13 protein-coding genes are annotated in these 13,803 nt (G+C 60.5%); 4 read left to right on the top strand and 9 right to left on the bottom strand.

Going from position 1 to position 13,803, the window contains the following annotated elements:
- The first annotated feature begins 46 nt into the window (after window positions 1–46).
- Window positions 47–1,036, top strand: a complete 990-nt coding sequence (locus IV89_RS09105) for an LLM class flavin-dependent oxidoreductase (RefSeq protein WP_037944242.1) — start codon at window positions 47–49, stop codon at window positions 1,034–1,036.
- Here the strand turns inward: IV89_RS09105 and IV89_RS09100 are convergent.
- From IV89_RS09100 to guaA, 8 genes are all read right to left on the bottom strand, one after another.
- Window positions 1,033–1,650, bottom strand: coding sequence for a TetR/AcrR family transcriptional regulator (locus tag IV89_RS09100; RefSeq protein ID WP_005853462.1), 618 nt, complete (start codon window positions 1,648–1,650; stop codon window positions 1,033–1,035). The genes IV89_RS09105 and IV89_RS09100 overlap by 4 nt on opposite strands.
- Window positions 1,643–2,512, bottom strand: a complete 870-nt coding sequence (gene ppk2 / locus IV89_RS09095) for a polyphosphate kinase 2 (protein WP_037944243.1) — start codon at window positions 2,510–2,512, stop codon at window positions 1,643–1,645. Before ppk2 ends, IV89_RS09100 begins: the two co-directional genes overlap by 8 nt.
- A gap of 52 nt (window positions 2,513–2,564) precedes the next feature.
- On the bottom strand, window positions 2,565–3,527 hold the full coding sequence (locus IV89_RS09090; protein ID WP_037944244.1) for an alpha/beta hydrolase: 963 nt from the start codon (window positions 3,525–3,527) through the stop codon (window positions 2,565–2,567).
- 1 nt (window position 3,528) lies between these two features.
- A complete protein-coding gene (gene metA, locus IV89_RS09085) occupies window positions 3,529–4,461 on the bottom strand; it encodes a homoserine O-succinyltransferase (protein ID WP_005853468.1) in 933 nt (310 codons plus the stop codon).
- Window positions 4,462–4,544: 83 nt separating this feature from the next.
- Window positions 4,545–5,399 carry an ATPase gene (locus IV89_RS09080; protein WP_037944245.1) on the bottom strand — a complete coding sequence of 285 codons (855 nt, stop codon included), beginning with the start codon at window positions 5,397–5,399 and terminating at the stop codon, window positions 4,545–4,547.
- 161 nt (window positions 5,400–5,560) lie between these two features.
- The gene (locus IV89_RS09075) at window positions 5,561–6,676 is read right to left on the bottom strand and encodes an outer membrane protein transport protein (RefSeq protein WP_037944246.1); all 1,116 of its coding nucleotides are present in this window, start codon (window positions 6,674–6,676) and stop codon (window positions 5,561–5,563) included.
- Window positions 6,677–6,819: 143 nt separating this feature from the next.
- Window positions 6,820–7,683: a DMT family transporter gene (locus IV89_RS09070; protein WP_037966355.1), complete on the bottom strand. Its 864-nt coding sequence runs from the start codon at window positions 7,681–7,683 to the stop codon at window positions 6,820–6,822.
- A 73-nt stretch (window positions 7,684–7,756) separates the two neighbouring features.
- The gene (gene guaA, locus IV89_RS09065; RefSeq protein ID WP_005853474.1) at window positions 7,757–9,319 is read right to left on the bottom strand and encodes a glutamine-hydrolyzing GMP synthase; all 1,563 of its coding nucleotides are present in this window, start codon (window positions 9,317–9,319) and stop codon (window positions 7,757–7,759) included.
- A 200-nt stretch (window positions 9,320–9,519) separates the two neighbouring features.
- Here guaA and IV89_RS09060 point away from each other — a divergent pair, with 200 nt between their 5' ends.
- The gene (locus IV89_RS09060) at window positions 9,520–11,058 is read left to right on the top strand and encodes a trimethylamine methyltransferase family protein (protein ID WP_037944248.1); all 1,539 of its coding nucleotides are present in this window, start codon (window positions 9,520–9,522) and stop codon (window positions 11,056–11,058) included.
- On the opposite strand, the gene IV89_RS09055 is transcribed toward IV89_RS09060, so the two are convergent.
- Entirely contained in the window at window positions 11,051–11,350 is a 300-nt protein-coding gene (locus IV89_RS09055) for a DUF6477 family protein (RefSeq protein WP_037944250.1), read from the bottom strand. The two genes, IV89_RS09060 and IV89_RS09055, sit on opposite strands and share 8 nt — an antisense overlap.
- A gap of 243 nt (window positions 11,351–11,593) precedes the next feature.
- On the opposite strand from IV89_RS09055, the gene IV89_RS09050 reads away from it, so the two are divergent.
- Window positions 11,594–12,688: a DUF6456 domain-containing protein gene (locus IV89_RS09050; RefSeq protein WP_051843958.1), complete on the top strand. Its 1,095-nt coding sequence runs from the start codon at window positions 11,594–11,596 to the stop codon at window positions 12,686–12,688.
- A 114-nt stretch (window positions 12,689–12,802) separates the two neighbouring features.
- Entirely contained in the window at window positions 12,803–13,750 is a 948-nt protein-coding gene (lipA, locus tag IV89_RS09045) for a lipoyl synthase (RefSeq protein WP_005853478.1), read from the top strand.
- The last annotated feature ends 53 nt before the right edge of the window (window positions 13,751–13,803 follow it).

The raw sequence follows: 13,803 nt of genomic DNA, 5'->3' as shown, positions 1-13,803 counted from the left end.
AGACCGCGTGCTTAGGTAATGGATGCGTTAAAAACGGAGCCGCCCCATGCGATATTCAGTCCTTGATCTTTCCCCCGTGCCCGAAGGGTCAGATGCCCGCCAGGCCATTGCGAATACGATTGATCTGGCAAAGCGGACCGAAGCGGCGGGATATTATCGCTACTGGATGGCAGAGCATCACAACATGCCGGGGATCGCCTCTGCCGCGACATCGGTGTTGATCGGCCATGTGGCGGATCACACCTCTCGCATCCGTGTGGGCGCGGGGGGCATCATGTTGCCGAACCACGCGCCGCTGGCGATTGCAGAGCAGTTCGGCACGCTTGCCACGATTCATGGAGACCGGATTGATCTGGGCCTTGGGCGCGCGCCCGGTGGGGATCAGGCCGTGTACCATGCCTTGCGGCGCGGGATGCAAGGGGGCGACCATTTCCCCGAAGATGTGGCCGAGCTGATCGGCTATCTTGGCGAGGCCCCTGCGGGGGCGCGTGTGATGGCGCATCCGGGGCAGGGCACCCATGTGCCGGTGTGGATCCTGGGCTCTTCGCTTTATGGCGCGCAGCTGGCGGCGCATTTCGGGCTGCCCTATGCCTTTGCCTCGCATTTCGCCCCTGATGCGTTGGAGGACGCCGTGGCGATTTACCGTCGCGATTTCAAACCCTCGGCGCAGTGGGAGAAACCGCATTTCATGTTGGCGGCGAATGTTTTCGCGGCGGATACCGATGAAGAGGGGGCCTACCTTCGGACCTCCATGCAGCAGGCTTTTGTGCGGTTGCGCACCGGCAAACCGGGCAAGCTGCCGCGTCCCGTGCGCGATATTGATGCCGAAGTTGGCGTGCAGATGCGTCAGGCCGTCGATCAGGCCCTGCGGGTGACTGCCGTGGGCAGCCCCGAGCGCGTCGCGCGGCAACTGTCGCAGATGATTGAGACATATCAACCGGATGAATTGATCCTGACAGGGCAGATCCACGACCACGCCGCGCGGGTCAAATCCTTCGAGATCGCGGCGCAGGCCTTGGCGGAGATCGCCGCCTAGTCGTCCGGTCCTACCAGACCAAGGCCGCGCAGGTAGATGCCAATGCCGCTTTCCAGCAGATCATCTGCGGGAAAGGGCGAGGCCCTGCCGGGGGAATTCCGCGCGAAGAGTTCAACCACACCGTGGCTCAGCGCCCAGATATGGGCGGAGAACATCGAGGCGGGCGGCCGCTTTTCCAACGGGATATGCTGGCTGAGATCGCTTGCGGCCTGTTCCAGCACCCCATTGGCCCGCGCCGCAGCGGCGGCCAGATCGGGGGTGCGGTTGACGGAAATGCCGCTTTCGAACATCGCAATGTAATGACCTGGATAATCGCGGGCGAAGGCAAGATAGGCACGGCCCGTCGCCTCGAACGCTTTGAGCGCAGAAGGCTGGCCGGATTGATACGCGGCTTCCATCAATTCGGCAAAGATATCATAGCCTTGCAACGCGCCTTCGGCGATCAGGTCTTCGCGGCCTTCGAAATGGCGATAGACGGCTGCGGGGGTGACACCCGCCTGTTTCGCCGCCTCTGACAGGGTGAACCCCGTGGGGCCGCGATCCTCGATCAGTTTGAGCGCGCCGTCGATCAGCGCCTGTCGCAGGTTGCCGTGGTGATAGCCGCGTTTAGGCATCCCAGATATCCGGCCCGCCGCAAATCTGGTCATCAATCGCGCCGATCGCCTTGGTATCTTTGCCTGTATAGTCAAACGCGTGGAGCACGGTCCGGATCGCTGCCAGCCGCGCGCGGCGTTTATCGTCAGAGCGGATCACCGTCCACGGGGTCTGCGGCGTATGGGACCGCTGCAGAGTGTCCTTGATCGCGGCGCTATAGGCGTCCCATTTCGCCAGCCCTTTGACATCGATGATGCTGAGCTTCCATTGTTTCAGCGGGTCGCCTTCGCGCGCGAGCATCCGCCGCAGCTGTTCGCCGCGGCCTACGTTGAGCCAGAATTTGAACAGGTGTAGCCCGTCGTCCACCAGCATCTTTTCCAGCGGGACAACCTGATCGAAGAAAGCTTCACGCTGGGCCTCGGTGCAAAAGCCGAAAACCGGTTCGACGACGCCGCGATTGTACCAGCTGCGATCAAAGAACACCATGTCACCGGCGGTCGGCAAATGCTTGATATAGCGTTGAAAATACCATTGACCTGCTTCGGTTTCGGTGGGTTTGGGCAGGGCCACCACATGGGCGGAACGCTGGTTCAAATTCTGACGGAAGCGCGAGATGGTGCCGCCTTTGCCCGCAGCGTCGCGGCCTTCAAAGATCATCGCGATACGCGTGCCGGTGTCGCGCGCCCATGCTTGCAGCTTGACCAGTTCGATCTGGAGCCGATCCATCTCGCGGTCATATTGCTTGCGCCCCAGACGTTCGGAATGGGGGTAGCTGTCGCTCAGGATATCGTCCTTATCGGCGCGTTTGATCGCCTTGTTGATGGGCGCGGGCGCGTCGTTTTCGAAATAGGCGCTGATCGCACCGTCAAAGGGCAGGTCCATGGGGGCCTCCTCAAATATCCTGTTCACCCTAACTTATGGAGCGTTCTGCCCCCTAGCGCAAACCCGCACGTGTCGCTGCGCGGTCAATGACGGCGATGACGTCGGGTTGGGTCACATGTTGTGGCATATGGCCAATGCCGGGCAGGGTGGTCAGCACCGCGTCGGGCAGTTGCGGCGTTGCGATTGCCGCGTGGACATCCAGCGGGACGATAGTGTCTGCGGTGCCGTGGATCAGCTCGACCGGCATGGTCAGCGTATCATATTTCGGGACCATCTTCTTGATCTCGGGCAGCAGCGTGTTCACCTGTTGCGCATTGGCGCGCATGGACATCCGCCGCAGGGACAGGCCGGTGCCGATGTGGTCACTATAGCCGTCAGGCGTGGCTTGCGGGGCAAAGATCGCGCCGACGCTGGCGCGTACAAATCCCTGCGGCACAAAGGCGGTGACCAGCGGGATCACAATACCCGACCCAAAGGCCGAACCGGTGATCTTGTACTGCCAGCCAAGGTCACCTTCCCACGGCTCGGACACGGCGGATACGAGCACCAGCGCCGCCGTGTCATCGGGCCGCGACAGCCCCCACGCCAGCGCCACCGCGCCGCCGTAGCTGTGCCCCAGCACGATCGGGTTGCTCACCCCAAGCCTGTCCGCTGCCTTTTGCAACAGCGCGGCCTGTTCATGGGGTGTGGCCGCAGTGGCATTCCATGCGCCCGCGTGCTGGGGCAGGTTGTCGGTCCAGCCGAGCCCCGGTCGGTCGAACAGGATAACGCGGTAGCGGTCGGCAAGCTGGTCCACCATGTCAAAGGTGAAATCCCGCATATTCCCTGACGCCCCGTGGATCAGCACCAGATCCGGCCCGCTGCCCTGCACCTTGGCATGGACCTTCACGCCGTCGATATCGATCAGCTCGCCAATCGGCGGGTAGGCGGCGTTGGCCGCAGCCTCGCGCGCGCTGGCCCGCCAGTGCACCACGATCACCAAGCCCACGGCGACCAGCGTCAGGATCAACAGCATGCTACGTCCCAAAATTGCTGCGACCGATGTCGTTCAGATCGTAGTGCGTGGTCTGGTAGATCTCGTTGATCCAGTTGCCGTACAGAAGATGCGCATGGCTGCGCCAGCGGTTCAGCGGGACCTGTGCAGGGTCGTCATCGGGGTAATAGTTGCAGGGCACGTTGATCGGCGTGCCTTGGGCGACATCGCGGTCATATTCGTCCTTCAATGTGTCGCGGTCATATTCTAGGTGATTGAAGATATAGAGCGCCCGATGCCCTGCATCCTCGACCAGACAGGGACCGACCTCCTTACTGCCGAGCAGGGTGGTCAGGCTGGGCACGGCGTCGACCTCTGCCGCGCGCATTTCGGTCCAACGGCTGACCGGCACCACCAGATCATCCGAGAACCCGCGCAGATAGGGTGACGACGGTTCAAGGTTGCTGTGGCGGAAGCAGCCGAAGGCCTTTTCCTCCAACAGATGCTTTTTGATACCGTGGAAGTAATTGATCATCGCCATGCCACCCCAGCACACGCCGAAGGTCGAATGGACATTGGTCTGGGTCCAGTCAAAGACGCGGGTAAGCTCTTCCCAATAGGTGACGTCATCAAAGTCCAGATGCTCTATCGGGGCACCGGTGATGATCAGCCCATCGAATTTCTCGTGGGTGACTTCCTCGAACGGGCGGTAAAAGCTTTCAAGGTGATCTGCGGCCGTATTGCGCGACTGGTGGTCGGACATGCGGATCAGGCTGAATTCGATCTGCAAGGGCGTGGCCCCGATCAGCCGCGCGAACTGGTTTTCTGTCTGGATTTTTTTCGGCATCAGGTTCAGCAAGGCAATGCGCAAAGGCCGGATGTCCTGACGCGCCGCCATTTCCTCATCCAGCACCATGACACCTTCGCGCGTCAGCACGTCATAGGCAGGCAGGTCGGAAGGCAGTTTAATCGGCATGTCAGTATTCCACGTCTAGGGGCTCAGGTCTTGCATCATCTGCGCCGGATTTAGATAAGCGCCCGCGCAGAGGGCGCCAAGGGTCACGCGCTTAACGTCCCCGCGATCAGGTCGTTGAAATCATCCTCGGATTTGAGCCCGGCCACCTGATCGGCAGTCACGGTCACCCCCCATCGCGACATCGCCTCGTAGCGCGGCTGTCGGTGGGCAAGCGCTTGGGCGTAGGTCCAGCGGATAAAGGCATCCGGATCGACATCATCCTCTTGGCAGTTGTTTTCGCGCAGATATTCTTTCCACACCCGCAGCAGGAACTCGGGCTGATAGGCCATCGGCTTGGGGGCTTTGTCAAAGCGGCGGATCAGCTCTTGGGTGTGGGCATCGTCGCCCTTGATCCAGACCGGCAGACATTCCGCCGACAGGGTTTGCATCAGCGGATCATTGTCGTCATCGGGGTCCACCCATTCACAGATCGAGCCGCCGGTGTCACAGATGAAATGCGGGTACCCATAAAGCGCCTGCGCACGGCGGGCAAAATGGCCGGTGTCGCGCAGGGCTGCGATCTCCGCCTGTTTGAACGCTTCCTGTCGCGAGGCATATTCCGCCATCGGCAATCCCCCCTTGGCCGCATCGCCGGGCTTGCCCAGCCAGGTCGCCACGGGCGAAAGATTATCAAAGGTGATGTTTGACCCGATGTAGATGCTGTCGCTCAGCAGAAGATCCCGCAGGAACGGCACCTTCATCGCTTCGGCCTTGGCGTTGTCGGCGATGGTTTCACCCAAGTATCGCGTGCCGATCCGGTAGTCGATGGAGTAGTGGAACCACCCCCCCGATTGCCGCAGCAGATGCGCCATATGCGTTTTTCCCAGACCCGACATGCCAAAGACCAGCACATGTTTATGCGGCGCGGCACGCCACGCATCGGCAGAGGGGTAGAGCATGGGTCGTCATCCTTGGAACGTCTTGTTTCGCAATGAGTAGCCTAGCCTGTGCCGAGACACCAGACGCGAGCCATCGGCCACGAGACATCAGACATCGCGCCCCCAAGAAAAAGCCCGCCACATTGCTGGGGCGGGCTGATAGAGCGTTGCTGTGGTAGGGCTCAGAAGGTGAAGCCGACTTTCACACCGATCGCGACAGCGTCGTTATCTTCGAATGTCGCTGCGGTCTGACCGCCACCGAGCGTCGTCTCCGCGTCACCGATGTTGATGTAGCGGATGCCGGTCGTAACTTTCATACTGTCGCGCGTATAGGTCGCTGCCAATGCAAGGCTCTTGTTGCCGTCAGTCGGTCCCAAGTTGCTCGAAAAGCCACCGTTGGATTTCTCGTAACCGACGGACGCCGCAACGGACCACGTGTCACTCAGTCGGCGACCGACACCTAAGGAGTAGGTGTAGACGTCGTCTTCGTAGCTCAGCAGTTTTCCACCGCCTGTAAGGGTTGAGTAATCGTTTGGCGCGATTTCGAATGATGACCAGTCAACCCAACGGACACCACCGAAGACAAGCGTGTCTGCTGCAACGCCGGTTTGGAATTCAAGGTTAACCGACTGAGGTGTTTCTACCTCTGTTTCAGTTACATTGGATCCAATAAGCGAATTCTCGGATGTGCGGACATCGTAGCTGATCTTGGAATTATAAGTCAAAGACACGCGCAGCGCGATTTCAGGCTTTTCGTACGCGACACCGGCAACATACCCGACGCCTGTATCACGGTCTCCGTCCACGCTGTAGTTCGCGATGAAGGGGATGGCAGCGCTGGCTTCAATGGTTTGCACCCGAATACCGCCATGCACACTGAAGTTGTTCGGCATCTTGTAGCGCAACAGGCCTGTCAGCGCGTGGCTGTTGAACTCGGCCGTGGACCCTTGGGCGAAATACCCAGTTCCCGTAGGGTACTCCACATCAGCACCAAAAGGCTGGTCATAGATAATCGCGTAGGACAGCTGATCGTTGATGTCAGCTTTGTACGCCGCACCAAAGGTAAAGAAATTATCCGTCATGTTGCCGGAGTTTGCGCCTGGCGTCGGCGTGACTGGGGACGCAGGCCCTGCACCCACCCCCGATGTATTCGGCGACACCGACCCAAGGCTGAACTCAGCATAACGGCCGCTTTCAAACAGGGCCGTGATCGACTGACCCGACCGGTCGATCCCCCCCGCGTGCACCGTCGATGCGCTGCCCAACAGGGCCGCCATTGCGATTACTCGATACGTCATCTCTAAATACTCCTCCCCAGAAGCGATGCAGCCACAACACGCAGCCACATTTTATACAGCAACTGAAGAGCAGGGTGCGTCAATCTGTCAATTCTTGACCAAGGGGAAGTCTGCGCCCCTATGCCAGAACTGTTGCAGTTTCGTTACGAAACGCGGCGAGATTCGATCCAGAGGTTCATGTAGTTGCCGGCAAAGATAATCGCGCCGCCGATGAAAACCCAGATATCCAAGGCCTCGGCATAGACCAGCATTCCGATGACGGCGATCAGGGGCAGGCGGACAAAGTCGATAGGAACGACCACCGTCGCAGGCGCAATGGACAAGGCGTTGGTCAGACAGAAATGCGCCATAAGCCCTGCGACGCCGATCAGCAACAAAAGCGGCATCTGTGCCACCTCGGGCACCGCGATATCCCCGTCGTAACCGGCCATGATCACGCCAAAAACCAGTTGCGTTACCGTCAGGTAAAACAGGATGCAGGTGATCGTCTGGCTGCGCGTCAGCCGCTTGGTCAGCATGATCGTCAGAGCAAAGAAGATCGCCGAGGACGCCGCCGTGATCACGCCGGCATTCAGCCCGGCAATCGTCGGGCGGGCAACACAAAGGATGCCGATAAACCCAAGAACCGCCGCCAATGCCCGCACCTTGGTAAGCCGTTCGCCCAAAATCAGCGGCGACAGGACAATCACCCAAAGCGGAGAAGTGAATTCAAGCGCAAAGACCTGCGCGAGCGGGATCACGGTAACCGCGTAGAACCACAGATTCTGTCCGGTGAAATGCGCCAGATTGCGCCCGATCTGCGTGCCGAAATCGCGCCGGTTGATCTGCCCCCAGGTCCCGTAAACGGTCGCGAGCGTAAACACAGCGATCACGCCCACCAGCGACCGGTACATCATGATCTCGAACGTATCGAGGCTGCCGCCAAGCTCGCGCCCGGCGACGGCCATCGCAGAGAAAGACGTGATCGACCCCATCATCCACAAAGCCGCTCTTAGCGTCGGGGTCACGGTCTCTCTTCCAAATGGAAAAAAATCCCCGCCGGAGGCATCTTTGTCATGCGGCCGATCACAGCCATTCAGATCATTCCCATTCAATCGTGCCGGGAGGTTTCGACGTGATGTCGTAGGTCACCCGGTTGATGCCCGGAATCTCGTTGATGATCCGCGTTGCGGTCTCGCCCAGGAATTCGTGGGTGAACGGATAGTAATCCGCCGTCATCCCATCGACCGAGGTGACGGCCCGCAGGGCACAGGCAAAATCATAGGTCCGCCCGTCGCCCATCACACCCACGGTGCGGACCGGCAGGATCGCCACAAAGGCTTGCCAGATTTCATCGTAAAGCCCGTGCTTGCGGATCTGGTCGATATAGACCGCGTCCGCCTCGCGCAGGATGTCGAGCTTTTCGCGGGTGATCTCGCCGGGGCAGCGGATTGCGAGGCCGGGGCCGGGGAAGGGATGGCGGCCGATAAACGACGGCGGCAAACCCAGCTCGCGGCCAAGCTCGCGCACCTCGTCCTTGAAAAGTTCGCGCAGCGGCTCGACCAGCTTGAGGCCCATCTTTTCGGGCAAGCCGCCCACATTATGATGCGATTTGATTGTCACCGACGGCCCGCCGGAAAAGGACACCGATTCAATGACATCGGGGTACAGTGTGCCCTGTGCGAGGAAGGTGGCATCGCCGACTTCCTTGGCATGCTTCTGGAACACGTCGATGAACAGTTTGCCGATGATCTTGCGCTTGGTTTCGGGGTCGGACACGCCATCCAGCTCGCCCAGGAACAGTTCCTGTTCGTCGGCGTGGATCAGCGGCATGTTGTAGTTGTCACGGAACATGGTGACGACCTCTTCGGCCTCGCCCTTGCGCAGCAGACCGTGGTCGACGAAGACGCAAGTGAGCTGGTCACCAATCGCTTCGTGGATCAGCACGGCCGCGACCGAGGAATCGACCCCGCCGGACAGACCGCAGATGACCTTTTGATCACCGACCTGTTCACGGATCGCAGCGATGGCCTCGTCGCGGTAAGCGCTCATCGTCCAGTCGCCCTTGAAACCCGCGAGACGCACAAAGTTTTCGTACAGGCGCGCGCCATTGGGGGTGTGGTGCACTTCGGGGTGGAACTGCACGGCATAGAAATTGCGCGACACATCGCCGGTGACCGCGAAAGGCGCGTGAGGCGAGGTCCCGTAGACTTCGAAACCGGGCGCGATGGCGCTGACGTGATCGCCGTGGCTCATCCAGACTTGCTCTTTCTCGGTGAGGAACCAGCCTTCCAACAGCTCAAGACGGGCCTCGGAGGGGGTCACATAGGCGCGTCCGAATTCAGCGGTGCCGTGACCGCGTTCAACCTTGCCGCCCAGGCAATGCATCATGACCTGTTGGCCGTAGCAGATGCCAAGGATCGGTACGCCAAGCTCGAACACCGATTGCGGTGGCATGGGCGCACCTTCGGCGAAGACCGAGGACGGCCCCCCCGACAGGATCACCGCCTTGGGCGCAAAATCCTTGAGAAAGGCATCATCCACCGTGTTGAACGGGTGGATTTCGCAGAACACATTAAGTTCACGCAAACGGCGGGCGATCAGCTGGGTGACCTGGCTGCCGAAGTCGATGATGAGAAGGCGGTCATGGGAGATATCTGTCATGCAGACTGATTATGGGCGGATGGCCTGCGTGGCAAGAGTGGAGTGGGGGCCAGCCCCCAGACCCCCGGAGTTTATTTTGGCAAAATGAAGGGGTCGGCGGATCATGATGTCGGTTTTTGACCTCTAAGGCCGTAAACCGCGTAAAGCCCGCTGCGTGAATGGGGTAGCTAGGCGTCAGTTTTGGCGGAAAGGAAGACCTCATGGCGGAATCAGCAAGACGCGGGCGCGGTGGTGGCGGTGCGGCACGTCGGGCGGCACGCTCGGCTGTGTCCTTCGAGACAGCGAAATACATCGAACGCAACATTCCCAACTACGAGGTGCTGACCGAAGAGGCGCTGCAGATCATCGAGTATAACGCCGATACGGTGTTGGAAGAGATCGGCGTGAACTTTCCCGACAATCCCGAGGCGCTGGCGCTGTGGCGCGCGGCCGGGGCGGATGTGACCGGTGACCGCGTGCGTATCCCCCGCGGGCTGGCACGCGAGCTGTGCAAGACCGCGCCGTCGCAGTTCACCCAACACGCGCGCAACCCCGCGCGCAACGTCGAGATCGGCGGGCGCAATCTGGTGTTGGCCCCGGTCTATGGCCCGCCCTTCGTGCGTGACACCGCCGGGGGCCGTCGCTATGCCACGATGGAAGATTTCAACAAATTCGTGAAGCTTGGCTATATGTCCAAGTGGTTGCACCATTCCGGCGGCACGGTCTGTGAGCCCACCGATGTGCCTGTCAACAAGCGCCATCTGGACATGCTCCATGCGCATATGACGCTAAGCGATAAACCCTTCATGGGATCCGTCACGGAACCGAGCCGCGCGCAGGATTCCGTGGACATGTGCAAGATTCTGTTCGGTGCGGATTTCGTCGACCAGAACACGGTGATGACGTCGCTGGTGAACATCAACTCGCCCATGACGTTTGATGATGTGATGATGGGGGCGCTGAAGGTCTTTGCCGAGAACAATCAGGCGTCGATCATTTCGCCGTTTATCGTTGGCGGCGCGATGGCACCGGTATCCGTGGCAGGGACATTGACGCAAGTTCTGGCCGAGGTCATGGCCGGCATCGCCTATAGCCAGCTGATCCGCAAGGGCGCGCCGGTGATTTTCGGGGCCTTTGTGACCTCGATCGACATGAACTCGGGTGCGCCGACCTTTGGCACGCCGGAAGCCGCGCATATTACCTATGGGGCGGGGCAATTGGCGCGGCGGATGAACCTGCCATTCCGGTCCTCGGGTTCGTTCTGCGGGTCAAAACTGCCCGACGCGCAAGCAGCCTATGAGACGGCGAACAGTCTGAACATGGGGCTTTTGTCGGGGGTGAACTTTATGCTCCACGCCTGTGGCTGGCTCGAAGGCGGTCTGGTCGCCTCGTTCGAGAAATTTGTGATGGATGCCGATCAACTGGGCGCGTTGCACCATTTGGCGCGCGGTGTAGAGATTGACGAAAACGCGCAAGCGCTGGATGCGATCCGCGAGGTTGGTCCGGGCGGGCATTATCTGGGATGCGCACACACACAGGCCAACTTTAAGGAAGCCTTCTGGAAATCCGATCTGCTGGACTACAAGCCATTTGAAACATGGTCAGATGAGGGCGCGCGCGATACCCAGTCGCTGGCGGCGGCGCGGGTCGAAAAGCTGTTGGGCGACTATGTGCAACCGCCTATGGACCCCGAGACGCGTGCGGCGCTTGATGCCTTTGTCGCGGAACGCAAGGCGGCGGAGCCTGACAGCTTTATGTAGCCGCATCTCGCAGAGTTTCGCGCAAGATCGCGGCCTCGGCAATGAGGGCGATCATCACCTCTATATGACGGACCAGGTTATAGCCTGCGTCCGTCTTTTTACGTCTGGCGTTCAGGTCTGCCTCTATATCGATCAGCTGCACCAGCACCACGCCGCTGCGCGGTGGGGACGCTTTCCCCAGTATCCGTCGCAGGGTCGGGCCGCGGCGATAGCTGCGGGCCCCGATGGAGCCTGCCTGCACCAATATGGCGGGACGGCGAATACCGCGAAGACGCGCTAGAATATCTTGCATAAAATCAAATCCTTGCTGACTGCGGCTGCATGCAAACGCATGGCCGCTCATGGGCAGGATTTCACGCAGGATACTGGTGTTGCTCGCGTGGCTGGGTCAGCGTGCGTCGCGGTTACGACTGTTTACCGTTTGGAAACAATTATGAGTTGTATCGATAAATATTAACAAATCCATAACCAATTAACCTTTTGGTATTGTGGATAAGGCTGTGGATAACCGCGCCGCCTGAAGAAAGGAGACCGCATGACCCAAGTTTTGAATACGCCGCCGGACCGGCGTGGATTGCCCGGATGGGTGCCGGATGCCGCGCGGCATTATGTGTCGCATGTGGAGATGGGCCAGCCGATCCGGGCGCTGGCGCGATCAGCTGAGTGTCACGCCTCTACCATCCTGCGCCAGATCCGGCGGCTGGAAACGCGGCGCGATGATCCGCTGGTGGACGACGCCCTTGATCTGCTGGGGCAGGTCAGCCGTTTTGAAACCCACCCCATGCAGGAGCCCGCCGCGATGAATGACACCTCACCCCCCATGATGCCCGATGATGAAACTCTGAGCAGCGAGGCGCAGCGCATCTTGCGGCGCTTGTGCGAAACCGGTGCGCTGCTGGCGGTCGCAGCCGAGATGGACAAAGCCGTTGTCGTGCGCAGTGGTCCGGATGGCGCACAGACGCGGACTGCCGTGGTCGACCGCTGTGTCGCGCAGGCGATGGCGCTTAACGGCTGGATCGCGAGTGATGGCGAGGGGCGCATCCTGCGCTATCACATCACCGCGGCCGGACGGCATGCGCTGGAAGAGATGCTGGGTCAGGGCGCACAGGACGGTTTTGCCGAAGCCCAAACCAGTTTTGCCCCTGCGCCGCCGCTGCCAGAGGGGGCGCGGCAGAAGACAGCGCGGCGCTTGCGCTACACTCTGGCAGAAAGCCCGTTGGCCGCGCTCGCGCGCAGACGCGACGCAAAGGGCGCGCCATTTCTGTCCGACAGTCTCGTCCAAGCCGGAGAGCGCCTGCGCGAGGATTTTGAACTGGCGCAAATGGGCGAGGCGGTGACGCAGAACTGGGACCGGTTTCTGGCACCGGGCGGGCAGGGCGACAGCGTCAGCTTTGAAGGCAGCGCACCTTCTGCAGCCCGGGCACGGGTGGGATCGGCGCTGGCGGATCTGGGGCCGGGGCTGTCTGATATTGTGCTGCGGTGCTGCTGCTATCTGGAAGGGTTGGAAACCACGGAAAAGCGCCTTGGCTGGTCAGCACGGTCGGGAAAGATCGTTCTGCGTATCGCCCTGATGCGGCTGCGCAAACACTATGCGGAAACGCTTGGCCCCGGGAGCGCGATGATCGGCTAGGCGGCGGATCCGGATCGGCGCGCACCGCATGGCTGCCCCGCAGATGACAACTGCCTCTTTCATGCGCCGCGCGAACCGACTACATAAGGGGCGTATTCCAAACGGAGCCTGATCATGCGAGACCTGAAAATCCCCGAGCAGCGCCACCCTGAAAAGGCCCGACGCCCCGACAATCCACAGCCGAAAAAGCCGTCGTGGATCCGGGTGAAGGCGCCGGGTGGCAAAGGCTATGCGGATACCGCAAAGATCATGCGCGAGAACAAACTGGTGACTGTCTGCGAAGAAGCGGGCTGCCCGAATGTGGGCGAATGCTGGTCGCAGGGCCATGCCACCATGATGATCATGGGCGAGGTCTGCACCCGCGCCTGTACCTTCTGCAACATCGCGACAGGGCGCCCACCGGAAGCGCTGGACATCTTTGAACCCGGGCGTGTGGCCGATGCGGTGTCCAAACTGGGGCTGAACCACGTCGTGATCACCAGCGTGGACCGCGACGACATCGAAGACGGTGGGGCAGAGCATTTTGCCCAGACCATCCGCGCCGTCCGCAAACGGTCCCCGGGCACCACGATCGAAATCCTGACCCCCGATTTCATCCGCTGTGATCCCAAAGTGCTGGAAACCGTGGTCGAGGCGCGCCCGGATGTGTTTAACCACAATCTGGAAACAGTGCCCGGCCTCTACCCCGAGGTCCGCCCCGGGGCGCGGTATTTCCATTCGCTGCGTCTGTTGCAGAGGGTCAAGGAACTTGATCCGACGATGTTTACCAAATCCGGCATCATGGTCGGTCTGGGCGAGGATCGTCAGTCGGTTATGCAGGTCATGGAAGACATGCGCGCGGCAGACATCGATTTTCTGACCATCGGGCAATATCTGCAGCCGACACCAAAGCACCACGCGGTGGACCGGTTTGTGCATCCCGATGAATTCGCCGCCTATGAAAAATCGGCCTATGGCAAAGGGTTCTTGATGGTCTCTGCGACGCCTCTGACGCGGTCGAGCTACCACGCAGGGGATGACTTTGCGCGGCTGCAGGCGGCGCGGTTGGCCAAGCTGGGGTAACTGTGTTGCATTGATCTTGAGGGGCGCAGCCCCTCAAACTCACGCGGTACAAT

Origin of the sequence: Sulfitobacter sp. CB2047 (assembly GCF_000735125.2) — a bacterium.
Classification (GTDB): Bacteria; Pseudomonadota; Alphaproteobacteria; order Rhodobacterales; family Rhodobacteraceae; genus Sulfitobacter; species Sulfitobacter pontiacus.
Note: the sequence above shows the minus strand (reverse complement) of the source record. Positions and strands in the feature narration are given on the sequence as shown.

Excerpts from the sequence above, each read along its gene's own strand:
- IV89_RS09105 (WP_037944242.1), top strand. The coding sequence starts at position 47 with ATGCGATATTCAGTCCTTGATCTTTCCCCCGTGCCCGAAGGGTCAGAT.
- IV89_RS09100 (WP_005853462.1), bottom strand. The coding sequence starts at position 1,650 with ATGCCTAAACGCGGCTATCACCACGGCAACCTGCGACAGGCGCTGATC.
- ppk2 (WP_037944243.1), bottom strand. The coding sequence starts at position 2,512 with ATGGACCTGCCCTTTGACGGTGCGATCAGCGCCTATTTCGAAAACGAC.
- IV89_RS09090 (WP_037944244.1), bottom strand. The coding sequence starts at position 3,527 with ATGCTGTTGATCCTGACGCTGGTCGCCGTGGGCTTGGTGATCGTGGTG.
- metA (WP_005853468.1), bottom strand. The coding sequence starts at position 4,461 with ATGCCGATTAAACTGCCTTCCGACCTGCCTGCCTATGACGTGCTGACG.
- IV89_RS09080 (WP_037944245.1), bottom strand. The coding sequence starts at position 5,399 with ATGCTCTACCCCTCTGCCGATGCGTGGCGTGCCGCGCCGCATAAACAT.
- IV89_RS09075 (WP_037944246.1), bottom strand. The coding sequence starts at position 6,676 with ATGACGTATCGAGTAATCGCAATGGCGGCCCTGTTGGGCAGCGCATCG.
- guaA (WP_005853474.1), bottom strand. The coding sequence starts at position 9,319 with ATGACAGATATCTCCCATGACCGCCTTCTCATCATCGACTTCGGCAGC.
- IV89_RS09060 (WP_037944248.1), top strand. The coding sequence starts at position 9,520 with ATGGCGGAATCAGCAAGACGCGGGCGCGGTGGTGGCGGTGCGGCACGT.
- IV89_RS09055 (WP_037944250.1), bottom strand. The coding sequence starts at position 11,350 with ATGCAAGATATTCTAGCGCGTCTTCGCGGTATTCGCCGTCCCGCCATA.
- IV89_RS09050 (WP_051843958.1), top strand. The coding sequence starts at position 11,594 with ATGACCCAAGTTTTGAATACGCCGCCGGACCGGCGTGGATTGCCCGGA.
- lipA (WP_005853478.1), top strand. The coding sequence starts at position 12,803 with ATGCGAGACCTGAAAATCCCCGAGCAGCGCCACCCTGAAAAGGCCCGA.